The sequence below is a fragment of the Methylobacterium nonmethylotrophicum genome (assembly GCF_004745635.1).
Classification (GTDB): domain Bacteria; phylum Pseudomonadota; class Alphaproteobacteria; order Rhizobiales; family Beijerinckiaceae; genus Methylobacterium; species Methylobacterium nonmethylotrophicum.
The window spans coordinates 197,770-208,240 of record NZ_SRLB01000004.1 but is presented as its reverse complement, the minus strand read 5'-3'; the positions used below and the strand labels follow the sequence as shown (position 1 = coordinate 208,240).

The window sequence follows — 10,471 nt, the reverse complement described above, 5'->3', positions numbered from 1 at the left end:
CGTCGCGGCCATCGGCACCGTCCTGCGCGAGGAGATGCACCATCCCCATCTCGACCGGTTCGGGCCGTGGGCGCGGCTCAACGAGGATCTCTACCTCGATTCGGTGCAGGTGCTGCAGCTCGTCCTGTCCCTGGAGATGAGCCTCGGGCTGTCGATCCCCGAGGAGGCGGTCGCCGCCCGCGACCTCGCCACCGTCGCCGACCTCGCCGGGCTGCTCCTGCGCGAGCCGGCCGCGGCGGAGGGGCCGACCGCTCCGGCGCCGCCGTCCGAGGGCGTGCACGGCGACCTGCCCTACGACCTCAAGATCCACTGCTTCGTCAGCTGCGTCTGCGACGGGCTGAAGGCGCGCCGCATCGATCATCGCCCGTTCTACATCCTCATCTGGGACGCCGAATTCGCGATCACCGACGAGGCCCGCCTCGCCTACCACGCGGACGCGATGGACCACGAGGTGTTCCGCTACTGGTTTACGCGGCTCTACGGCGTGCCGCTCATGTCCTGGTACGACCCTTCGCGCACCAAGGACGAGAACGTCGCGACCCTGCTCGACCTCCTGGCGCGCCGCGCGCCGGAGGAGCGCGTGATGGTGATGGTCGACCTGTTCCACCTGCCGGAGCGGGAGAACAAGTTCAACCAGAACCCCTTCCCGCACTACCTGCTGGTGAGCCTCACGGAGGATCCCGACCTCTGGCAGGTGCGCGATCCCGATTTCCGCTGGGAGGGCGTGATCGCCCGCGACCGTATGCTGAACGCGATCCGCCAGCCGAGCGTCGCGGGCGGCTACCACTTCGATCCCTCCCGCGCCCGGCCGCCGGCCGACGCCGACCTCGCGGCCTTCTTCGAGGCCTGCTTCATCCCCGAGGCCAATCCGCTGATCGACGCGGTCCGGGCCATCGTGGCGGCCCATGCCGAGGGGCGCGGCGGGCTGACGCTCGCGGGGCTCGGCGAGGCGCTGCGGGAATTGCCGGTGATCACCATCCGCAAATGGGCCTACGAGCACGGCTTCGCCTTCTTCTGGCGCGCCCTCCGCTGGCCCGACGCGGCGTTCCAGCGGATCTGCGATGACATCGAGGCCCTGGTGAACGGCCTCACCGCCCTGCACTACGCCGTGCTCAGGCTCGCCCGCACGCAGGATCCCGCCCAGGTCGCCGCGGTGATGAGCCGGCTCGACGACCTCGACGCCCGCGAATTCGCGCTCAAGCGCCGGCTCGCCGAGGCCTACCGGGCCTGGCGTGCGACGCATCCGGGGCCGGCCCCCGCTCTCCACCACCCCACCCAGGAAGGATGCCCGACATGATTCAGTCCCGCGCCGTCGTCGGCACGGCCCATGCGAGCCGCTACCTGCAGCAGCTCGCCAAGCACTGGTCGCACAAATTCGAGACCGAGTTCGACGCGGCGAGCGCCCGGATCGCCCTGCCCCTCGGCGAGGCGCGGCTCGCCGCCGACCCTGCGGCCCTGACGATCGACCTCAGCGTCGACGATCCCGCCACGCTGCCGGACTTCCACGCCGTGATCGTGCGCCACATCGAGCGGTTCGCGTTCCGCGAGACGCTGCGCTTCGACTGGACGTGACCCCCTCGTGCCCCCCACCAGCGACCCGGAGACCGGCATGGATGTGAGCGTGCGCGCCATGCGCGAGGCGGACGCGGCCGACCTGTTCGAGATGTACAACCAGCCCGCCTTCCGCTTCGGGACGCTGGCGCTTCCCTACGAATCGTTCGAGGCGGTCAAGGCCTGGGCGACGCCGCGCTCGCCGCGGGACCTGCACCTGGTGGCGGAGGCCGAGGGCCGGGCGATCGGCGCCGCGGCCCTGCGCCCCTTCTATGGCCGGCGCGCCCACGCGGCCGAGTTCTGGCTCGGCGTGCACGAGGGTTTCACGGGCCGCGGCATCGGCTCGCGGCTCCTCGCGGCGATCATCGACACGGCCGACAACTGGCTCAACGTCACCCGGATCGAGATGACGGTGTTCGTCGACAACGCGCGGGCGATCGACCTCTACCGGCGGTTCGGGTTCGCGATCGAGGGCACCCACCGGGCCGCGAGCTTCCGGAACGGCGCCTTCGTGGACGTGCACTGCATGGCGCGGCTGCGGCCCGGGGACGTGCGGTGAGCCGATTTCCGCCTGATCCGGTCGAATCAAGAAGAAGCGCGTCTCCCCTCTCCCGTGTGGGAGAGGGGCCGGGGGATCGAAGATCCCGCGTGAGGGTGGAGACGGTTCCGGATGAATCACTGAGCGTTGAGCTGCCAGCACGACGTTGAGTGCTTTACTCATAGCCGTAGCACCCTCGCGCGATCTGCGATCGCCCTACCCCTCTCCCACACCTTGCAGCGATACCGGGCGAGCCCGGCATCGCCTGGAGAGGGGATCCCGTGCCAAATCTTTGTTAGAAATAATCAGGCGGCAACCTTATGAAAGGCTCCCGCAGTCTTTCCGCAGGCATCGACAGTCCGGACATCCTCTACGTCATTCCGGGCTTCTCTACGCGGCCCCGGAATGACCCGGACCGTGACAATTCCGGACGCCGAACCGACCACCCTCCGGAGAGGAGACCCCACAGTGCCGTCGTTCACGATGACCCGGCGCCGGCCCCCGCCGGCCCTCGCCCGGCGGCCGGGCCGGGTCGCGGCCGCCCTCGGCCTGGCGCTCATGCTGTGGGCCTCGCCCGCCGCGGCCGAGATCGCGGTCGAGCACGCGCGCGGCCGGACCGTCCTGCCCGCCGCGCCCCGGAAGGTCGTGGTGTTCGATCTCGCCGCGCTCGACACCCTCGACGCCCTCGGCGTGCCGGTCTTCGGCGTGCCGGGCGGGGCGAAGCCCCCTTCCCTCGCCCATTACGACGAGGCCCGGTACCGCCGGATGGGCACGCTGTGGGAGCCCGATGATGAGGCGATCAACGCGGAAGAGCCCGACCTGGTCGTCGTCGGCGGCCGCTCGGGGCCGCGCTACGACGCGCTGGCCAAGCTGGCGCCGACCATCGATCTCTCGAGCGATCCGGCCGATCCCCTCGGCAGCGAGCTGCGCAACATCCGCACGCTCGCCCGCCTGTTCGGCAAGGAGACGGAGGCGCAGGAGCGGATCGCCCGGATCCAGGCCGGCATCGCCTCGGTCCACGCCAGGGCCGGGCAGGCCGGCACGGCCCTGTTCGTCCTCTCGACCGGGGGGCGCCTGAGCGCCTTCGGCCCGGGCTCCCGCTTCGGCCTCCTCCACGGCCCCCTCGGCTTCCGGCCGGCGGCGCCGGACCTCAAGGCCGGCATCCACGGCCAGCCGATCTCGTTCGAGTTCATCGCCAGGACCGATCCCGACTGGTTGTTCGTGCTCGACCGGGACGCCGCGATCGGCGCGCGGGGCCAGCCGGCGCGCCAGCTCCTGGACAACCCGCTGGTGCGGCAGAGCACGGCCTGGCGCAAGGGGCAGGTCGTCTACGTCGATGCCGCCGCCTGGTACCTCGCCGCCGGGGGCCTGAGGGCGCTCCAGACGAGCGTCGACCAGATCGCGGCCGCCCTCGACGGCGCCCGCTGACGATGCGCCGACCCTCCGCCCGGGGCGCCGGCTATGCCCTCTTGGCCCTCCTGGCCCTCTCCGCCCTCGCCGCGGCGAGCCTCCTCGTCGGCGTCGGCGACCTTCGCGACGCCGAGATCCTCGCCGTGAGCCGGGTCCCGCGCACCCTCGCGCTGATCCTCGCCGGCGCCGGCATGGCGGTGGCGGGCGTCATCATGCAGCTCGTCGCGCAGAACCGCTTCGTCGAGCCCTCGACCGCCGGCACGGCGGATTCGGCGACCCTCGGCATGCTGCTCGTCACGCTGCTCGCCCCCGATGCGCCGGTCGTCGTGAAGATGCTGGCCGCCGCCGCCACGGCGCTCGCCGGGACCGCCCTGTTCCTGCGGGTCCTGCGCGCCATGCCGCTGCGGGAGCGCCTCACGGTGCCGCTCGTCGGGATCATGCTGGGGGGCGTCGTCGGCGCGGCCTCGACCTTCATCGCCTACCGCACCGACATGCTGCAATTCCTCGGCACCTGGCAGGCGGGCGACGTCTCGACGGTGCTGCGCGGGCGATACGAGCTGCTCTGGCTCTCGGCGGTGCTCACCTTCCTCGCCTACGCGATGGCGGACCGCATCACCATCGCGGGCCTCGGCCGCGACGCCTCGGTCAATCTCGGGCTCGACTATCGCCGCGTCGTCGCGCTGGCCATCGCCCTCGTGGCGTCGATCACCGCCGTGACCATCGCGACGGCCGGCACGATCCCGTTCGTCGGCCTCGTGGTGCCGAACCTCGTCTCGCTCGTCGCGGGCGACACCCTGCGCCGGTCCCTGCCCCTGGTGGCGGGTGCGGGCGCCGGGCTGCTGCTCCTCTGCGACGTGCTCGGGCGGCTGATCCGCTACCCCTTCGAGATCCCGGTCGGCACCGTGATGGGCGTCGTCGGCGGCGGCCTCTTCCTCGTCCTTCTGCTGCGCCGGGATGCCGGCCGTGCATGAGGCCCCTGCCCTCTCGCGACTCGGCTCGAGACTCGGCCCCGGCTGGGTGCTGGCGCTCCTCGCCCTCGCGGCGGCGGGGGTCGTGGTCGCCTTCATGACGATCGGGGCCAACGGCCGCTGGGGCTTCGTGCTGCCGTTCCGCGGCACCAAGGTCGCCTCGCTGCTGCTCGTCGCCGGCGCCGTCGCGACCGCGACCGTGCTGTTCCAGACGGTGTCCGGCAACCGGATCCTGACGCCGGCGATCATGGGCTTCGACGCGCTCTACCGCCTGATTCAGACCGGGTTCGTCGTCGTGGTCGGGGCCGGGGGGTTCGGCGATCCGCGGCTGCGCTTCCTCGTCGAGACCGGCGCGATGATGCTGTTCGCGCTCCTCCTCTATCGCTGGCTCCTCGACCGGAGCGGGCGCGGCCTGCACGTCCTGCTGCTCGTCGGGGTGATCTGCGGCGTGCTGTTCCGCAGCCTGTCGCAGGTCCTGCAGCGGATGCTCGATCCGAACCAGTTCGTCGTGCTGCAGACGAGCTTCTTCGCCAACTTCAACGCCGTCCGCCCGGACCTGCTGGGGCTCGCCGCCCTCGTCCTGCTCGCCGCCGGTATCGGGGTCTGGCGGCTGCTCCCGCGGCTCGACGTCCTGCTGCTCGGCCGGGAGACCGCGATCGCCCTCGGGGTCGATCACCGCCGGACGCTGAGCCGGGTGCTGGTCCTCGTCGCCGTGCTGGTCTCGGTCTCGACGGCGCTGGTCGGGCCGGTGACGTTCCTCGGCCTCCTCGTCGCCCACCTCGCCTACCGGGTGATGCCCACCTACCGCCACGCCGTCGTGCTGCCGGCGGCGGCCCTGATCGCCGCGATCGCGCTCGTCGGCGGCCAGCTCGTGCTGGAGCGGGTCTTCGCGATGAACGCCGCCCTGTCGATCGTGATCGAGTTCCTGGGCGGCCTCACCCTCCTGGTCCTCCTCGCCGGACGCGCCCGATGATCGAGACGCAAGACCTTACGCGCCGCTACGGCGACACCGTGGTGGTGGACGGCGTGTCGCTGCGCCTGCCGGCGCGCAGCTTCGTCTCGATCATCGGGGCGAACGGCGCCGGCAAGTCGAGCCTCCTGTCGATGGTCAGCCGGCTCCTGCCGGCGAGCGCCGGCCGGGCCTTCGTCGACGGCCTCGACGTGGCCGCGACCCCGGGCGACGTGCTGGCGCGCCGCCTCGGCATCCTGCGCCAGGAGAACGGCATCGCTGCGCGGGTGACGATCCGCGACCTCGTCGCCTTCGGGCGCTACCCGCACGCGAAGGGCCGGCTGACCGCGGCCGACCGCGCCCACGTGGCGGACGCCCTGGCGTTCCTCGACCTCGAACCCCTGGCCGACCGCTTCCTCGACGAGGTCTCGGGCGGGCAGCGCCAGCGCGCCCATATCGCCATGGTGCTCGCCCAGGACACCGACTGCATCCTGCTCGACGAGCCCCTGAACAACCTCGACATGCGCCACGCCGCCGGCATGATGGGCCTGCTGCGCCGGGCCGTGGACGAGCGCGGCCGCACGATCGTGGCCGTGCTCCACGACATCAACTTCGCCTCCTGCTACTCGGACCGGATCGTGGCGATGCGCGACGGGAAGGTCGTGGCGGTCGGGCCGCCCGAGGAGATCGTGACCGAAGCGGTCCTGCGCGAGGTCTACGGGATCGAGGTCGAGGTGGTGCTGGTCAGGGGATACCGGACCGTGTTCTTCTACCGCTGAGATCGGTCGGGCGCTTTCCCATCGCGCGAGGCCGGTTCGGCGACGACCCGAGCGGACGGCGCCTCCCGAGGCGGACGTCGGAGCCCCGGGCACGCGCCTGGGCAGCCGCTCGCGGTCGAGACGAAGGCCCTGCTCGTCCGGGCCCGGATCGCCCTGGACCCCGCCGAGACCGGGGGATCGTCCTTCCCGACCCTGCGACAGCGGCTCTTCGGCACGCCGATCCGTTCGGCCATCGTCGGCGCCGTGACGTTTGCACCTCCGGCGCGCGAGCGGCACGTCGGTGCCGAGCTTGGCCGGCGCCCGCGGCACCGCCGGCGGCAGGATCTGGAGGGCGGTCGGTCCCGCGCGACGATCCGATCCGGGACGCCGCGAACCGTCTCTGAGGTCGCATCAAGGCAACGCTCAGTGCAGGCTGCCGGGCCCTGACGCTGCCCGGCCAAGGCCCTTGAATGAGCGGCGTGCGACCGCCGCGCCCGGACGGGCCCGCGCGGAAAGGCGCCAGGCGCCGATGCGACCGCGCGAGGGATGAGTTCGCACCAATCGGTGAAAGCGCCCTCCCCTGCCCCAGTGGTCGTGGTGGCGATCAGGCTCGACCCCGCCCCCACTGGCCGGGCCGTCCCGGTCAGGACGGTCGCGCGGGCATCGACCAGGGCCACGCTGGCGGCCGGGACGCCGAGCCCCGCGCGCCTGTCGCGGTGCCGTCGTCTCCTTCCTGTTCGAGGAGCGCGTCGGGTCAGCCCTTGCTCTGCCGGTAGGCGGCCAGGATCTCCGGAAGGCGCTCCGCGAGGTAGTCGGCGAAGCCCGGCTCCGCCTTCTCGTCCAGCGTCACGCGCATGCCGTCGGAACTCCGCTCGACGCGCGCGAACTTCACGCCCCGGGCGTCCTTGACGGTCTCGGCCCGGGGCTTCGCCCTGCGCGGCGGCGGCGGCGCGAGGGCGTTCAGAATCATGGTAAACCGCTCGTCCGAGGTCTTGCCGACGAGACCCGGCGCTGCGAGGGCGATGTCGACCTGGCCCGGGGCTGCGGCCTTGATCCGGTCGGCGAGGGTGAGCCAGCGCGGGCGCCCGACCTTGGGGGCCGGCCCGATCGCGGCGAGCACCGGGGCGGGGATCGCCTCGGCCACCGCCAGGTAGTTGGCGAGGTCCGGGCGATGCACGCCCATCGCCCGGAGGATCACCTCCCGGGCGATCCCGGCCCGCTCCATGTTCCGGGCGAAGTGCGCCCGCTCGATGTAGGACAGGTCCTCCCGCGCCAGGTTCTCGGAGCCCTGCGCCACCACGAGTTCGGCATCGCTCAGGTCGCGCACGACGGCGCGAACGGGCTTGCCGAGAGCCTTGGCGGCCCGCGTCCGGCGGCGCCCATAGGCGATCTCGTACTGGCCGTCGCGCCGGGGATGCCGTCGCACCAGGATCGGGGTATGCTGACCTTCCTCACGGATCTGGGCGACGAAGGCGTCGAACGCCTCGTCGGTGACGTCGGGAACCCGGTCGGCGATGGCCGAGGGCAGGCAGAGATCGGGGTCGAGGTCGACCACCGCGCCGTCGACCTCCGCCGGAGCGGGCCGGGAGGCCGCCCACATCGCCGCCATCGAGCGCGCCGCCGCCGGGCGCTTCTCCGGGGCCGGGGAGGGTGCCGTAGCACCTGCTACAGGGGCGTAACCCATTGACGCGTCAGGCGATGCCTGGTGCGGGGCATCGGCCTGGACCGGCGCGCCCATGATGGCGCTGAGGCGCTTCTTCTGGTTCATGCGCGGCCCCAGGCGCGGGTGATGAGACCTTCGATCTCCCCGTTGACGGCGTCGAGGGCGTCGAGCGCGCGCCGGTAGGTCGAGCCCGTGACCTCGTCGCGCCGGAGCGGTGTCTCGTAGACGGTCTGCCCGCGAAGGCCGGAATTCGAGATCGCCGCCGATTGCAGCATGGCCTTGGTCAGGACGCGCTCGCCGAACAGGCCGCGCAGCATCGCGACCACCTCGGTCTGCGGCGTGTCCTGCGGCTCGAAGCGGGTGACGAGGTAGCGGAACCAGTCGTGCGACGGGGCGGCGCCCTGCTCGCGCACGGGCTCCATGATCTCGTCCATCATGGTCAGGAACTGGCGCATGCTCGACACGTCGAGCATCTGCGGATGGATCGTGATGAGGAGCGCGGTCGCCGTGCAGAGCGCCGCGATCGTCAGGTAGCCGAGCCGCGGGGGACAGTCGATCACCACGACGTCGTAGCGGTCCGCCACCTCGTTCAGGGCGAGGCCCATCCGCGCGAAGAACGGCGGCTCCGGATCGTTGGGCTTGCGCCGCGCCGACTGCATCGGCGCCTCGAACTCGAAGACCTCCAGCTCCAGGTCGGCCGCGACCAGATCCAGGCCGGTGAAGTAGGTCTGCCGGATCACCGCGTCGAAGGGGCGCCGCTGATCGCCGTAGCGGATCGCATCGTAGATGGTCGGGTAGGGCTCCGGCTCGTTCTCGGGCCTGACCCCCAGAAGGGTCGAGAGGCTGGCCTGCGGATCGAGATCGATGGCGAGCACGCGGTACCCGCGCAGGACCAGGGACTGGGCGAGGTGCGCCGAGGTCGTCGTCTTGCCGGAGCCGCCCTTGAAGTTCACGCAGGCGATGACCTGGAGGTGCTCGCCCTTGGCGGGATCCCGGTGCGGGAGATAGCGTCGGCCGACCCGGTCGATCTCGTCGAGATGGGCGCGCAGCGCGTGGATGTCCGCCAGGGTGAAGAGCCGGCGTCCGCCCGGGGCGACTTCGGGCGGCGAGACGAGCAGGCTGGGGGGCAGCTGCCGGATCCGGCTGTCGGTCACCCCGAGGATCCGGGCGACCTCGCCCGACGTGTACCGGCGCAGGGTCTTCGCCTGAGACGGCGAGAAGACGACGGACGCGATCTCGCGCAGCTTCGCACCCAGGATCTGGGCATCGCGGCCCGCGATCTGGTTGGGCGACACCGGCCCGCTCGGCTGGACGTGGTGATTCATCGACCTGTCTCGTTCACGGTGAAACGGCAGATTCGACCATAACACCGCAAGCGAGAGGAGAGGACTGCGTCGAGGCAGGGAGTCGCGCCCGCCGCAAGCCCCGCACAAGCTAAGCATCCGCGGCGCACACCATCGCGCGTGAAGCGATGCGCGAGAGCCGAGAAGGAGAGGGCGGCCGTATTCCGATCCGCGTCGCGACGGTTCCGGGCGACGCATCGATCTCCGGTCACGCGCCCGCGCCCCGCAGCGTCGATGACATCGTTTCACCCCGCAACGAGAAAGGCGATGCGGTCAGCGGGTTCGATCGATCCGGCCTTGGGCGGCGGCGAAGAGCGGGCGGATCGCGTCGCGGATCCGGTTCATGAAGCCGGGGCCGAACGAACCGCGTGCCTTCTGGTTCGGGTCGAAGTGGAAGGATCTCTCGACAACGTCGTAATTATACTCGCTGACCGTGACCCAACCGCGCTTGAGCGTCGACAGGCCGGCCCGGCGCAATTCGAGTGCCGGAATCTCGAGGGCAGCCTGTTCCTCGGTCGGCGGCGTCCCGGAGATGGCCAGCAGGACGAGGTGGGTCAGGCCCTGGGTTCGGTCGGGGACTGCGATGGCCAAGCAAGTGGGACGATCCTTGGGCGCATCGGCGCGCCCTTCCTCGTGCTGCCAGCGCCACAGGTAAGGATAGGTGATGACCGAACCCGACGGGAACGGGTTGGCCATCCTATTCGTCCCGGTGCTCGGCGGATTGCCGGTCGAGTTCGGCCAGGATGAGGTGCGCCAGATCTGGTGGCGTCTCGCCTGCGGCATAGGCCCGACGGGGGTCGGCCTGGGCTGTCAGTTGCTGGTAGGCGTCGATCGAGAGCACGACCAGAGACGGCCGGCCGTGCTTGGTCAGGGTGAGCGGCGCCAGCCGCGCCTCGTCGTGGTAGCGGCCGAAGTGACGGAGAAACTCGGCGGTCGTGACGGTTCTGTCCGGCATTCCGTACGTCCTCTGAATTATCGCGATTATACATATAATCCGAACAAGCACCAACCTGGTTGCCCGCCGCTGCCGCCGGTCGCAGTTCGAGGTCCTGGACGAAGCGCGCAGGCCGGCGCCAGCTCCTCGGTAATCGGCAGGGGAGGGGACTTGTCCATGAGGATGAGCGGCGATCGCCTGGAGGGTGGCGGCAATCGCGAGGTCACGCGGGAAGAGGCCGGCCCTCATGCGACCCGCCGCATCGAGGCCGGCCGAGCGAGGCGGCGCGAGCGTATCACTTGCGAGAGAAGGCCGCGCGGGCGTGCGACGGCGGGTCGAGTGCGGCGGTCGACATCG

Annotated in this window: 11 protein-coding genes; 7 read left to right on the top strand and 4 right to left on the bottom strand. The window is 71.3% G+C overall.

The window, feature by feature from the left end:
* Positions 1 to 34 precede the first annotated feature (34 nt).
* The 7 genes from EU555_RS05985 (at position 35) to EU555_RS05955 (ending at position 6,195) form a co-directional block, all read left to right on the top strand.
* Entirely contained in the window at positions 35 to 1,297 is a 1,263-nt protein-coding gene (locus EU555_RS05985; protein ID WP_425375087.1) for a DUF6005 family protein, read from the top strand.
* Positions 1,294 to 1,572, top strand: coding sequence for a DUF2218 domain-containing protein (locus EU555_RS05980; protein WP_135413755.1), 279 nt, complete (start codon positions 1,294 to 1,296; stop codon positions 1,570 to 1,572). The genes EU555_RS05985 and EU555_RS05980 overlap by 4 nt, the downstream gene beginning before the upstream one ends.
* A 37-nt stretch (positions 1,573 to 1,609) precedes the next feature.
* Positions 1,610 to 2,110, top strand: coding sequence for a GNAT family N-acetyltransferase (locus tag EU555_RS05975; protein WP_135413754.1), 501 nt, complete (start codon positions 1,610 to 1,612; stop codon positions 2,108 to 2,110).
* 462 nt (positions 2,111 to 2,572) lie between these two features.
* Positions 2,573 to 3,517: a siderophore ABC transporter substrate-binding protein gene (locus tag EU555_RS05970; protein WP_135413952.1), complete on the top strand. Its 945-nt coding sequence runs from the start codon at positions 2,573 to 2,575 to the stop codon at positions 3,515 to 3,517.
* Between the two features lie 2 nt (positions 3,518 to 3,519).
* On the top strand, positions 3,520 to 4,470 hold the full coding sequence (locus EU555_RS05965) for an ABC transporter permease (RefSeq protein WP_135413753.1): 951 nt from the start codon (positions 3,520 to 3,522) through the stop codon (positions 4,468 to 4,470).
* Positions 4,463 to 5,440: an iron chelate uptake ABC transporter family permease subunit gene (locus tag EU555_RS05960; protein ID WP_425375086.1), complete on the top strand. Its 978-nt coding sequence runs from the start codon at positions 4,463 to 4,465 to the stop codon at positions 5,438 to 5,440. Before EU555_RS05965 ends, EU555_RS05960 begins: the two co-directional genes overlap by 8 nt.
* Entirely contained in the window at positions 5,437 to 6,195 is a 759-nt protein-coding gene (locus EU555_RS05955) for an iron ABC transporter ATP-binding protein (RefSeq protein ID WP_135413751.1), read from the top strand. Before EU555_RS05960 ends, EU555_RS05955 begins: the two co-directional genes overlap by 4 nt.
* 733 nt (positions 6,196 to 6,928) lie before the next feature.
* On the opposite strand, the gene repB is transcribed toward EU555_RS05955, so the two are convergent.
* The 4 genes from repB to EU555_RS05935 form a co-directional block, all read right to left on the bottom strand.
* Positions 6,929 to 7,942 carry a plasmid partitioning protein RepB gene (repB, locus tag EU555_RS05950; RefSeq protein ID WP_135413750.1) on the bottom strand — a complete coding sequence of 338 codons (1,014 nt, stop codon included), beginning with the start codon at positions 7,940 to 7,942 and terminating at the stop codon, positions 6,929 to 6,931.
* On the bottom strand, positions 7,939 to 9,162 hold the full coding sequence (gene repA / locus EU555_RS05945; RefSeq protein WP_135413749.1) for a plasmid partitioning protein RepA: 1,224 nt from the start codon (positions 9,160 to 9,162) through the stop codon (positions 7,939 to 7,941). Before repA ends, repB begins: the two co-directional genes overlap by 4 nt.
* A gap of 291 nt (positions 9,163 to 9,453) precedes the next feature.
* Positions 9,454 to 9,876: a hypothetical protein gene (locus EU555_RS05940; RefSeq protein WP_135413748.1), complete on the bottom strand. Its 423-nt coding sequence runs from the start codon at positions 9,874 to 9,876 to the stop codon at positions 9,454 to 9,456.
* Position 9,877: 1 nt separating this feature from the next.
* Positions 9,878 to 10,135, bottom strand: coding sequence for a type II toxin-antitoxin system prevent-host-death family antitoxin (locus tag EU555_RS05935; RefSeq protein ID WP_135413747.1), 258 nt, complete (start codon positions 10,133 to 10,135; stop codon positions 9,878 to 9,880).
* Positions 10,136 to 10,471 lie beyond the last annotated feature (336 nt).

Excerpts from the sequence above, each read along its gene's own strand:
- EU555_RS05940 (WP_135413748.1), bottom strand. The coding sequence starts at position 9,876 with ATGGCCAACCCGTTCCCGTCGGGTTCGGTCATCACCTATCCTTACCTG.
- EU555_RS05985 (WP_425375087.1), top strand. The coding sequence starts at position 35 with ATGCACCATCCCCATCTCGACCGGTTCGGGCCGTGGGCGCGGCTCAAC.
- EU555_RS05965 (WP_135413753.1), top strand. The coding sequence starts at position 3,520 with ATGCGCCGACCCTCCGCCCGGGGCGCCGGCTATGCCCTCTTGGCCCTC.
- EU555_RS05955 (WP_135413751.1), top strand. The coding sequence starts at position 5,437 with ATGATCGAGACGCAAGACCTTACGCGCCGCTACGGCGACACCGTGGTG.
- EU555_RS05980 (WP_135413755.1), top strand. The coding sequence starts at position 1,294 with ATGATTCAGTCCCGCGCCGTCGTCGGCACGGCCCATGCGAGCCGCTAC.
- EU555_RS05970 (WP_135413952.1), top strand. The coding sequence starts at position 2,573 with ATGACCCGGCGCCGGCCCCCGCCGGCCCTCGCCCGGCGGCCGGGCCGG.
- repB (WP_135413750.1), bottom strand. The coding sequence starts at position 7,942 with ATGAACCAGAAGAAGCGCCTCAGCGCCATCATGGGCGCGCCGGTCCAG.
- EU555_RS05975 (WP_135413754.1), top strand. The coding sequence starts at position 1,610 with ATGGATGTGAGCGTGCGCGCCATGCGCGAGGCGGACGCGGCCGACCTG.
- repA (WP_135413749.1), bottom strand. The coding sequence starts at position 9,162 with ATGAATCACCACGTCCAGCCGAGCGGGCCGGTGTCGCCCAACCAGATC.
- EU555_RS05935 (WP_135413747.1), bottom strand. The coding sequence starts at position 10,135 with ATGCCGGACAGAACCGTCACGACCGCCGAGTTTCTCCGTCACTTCGGC.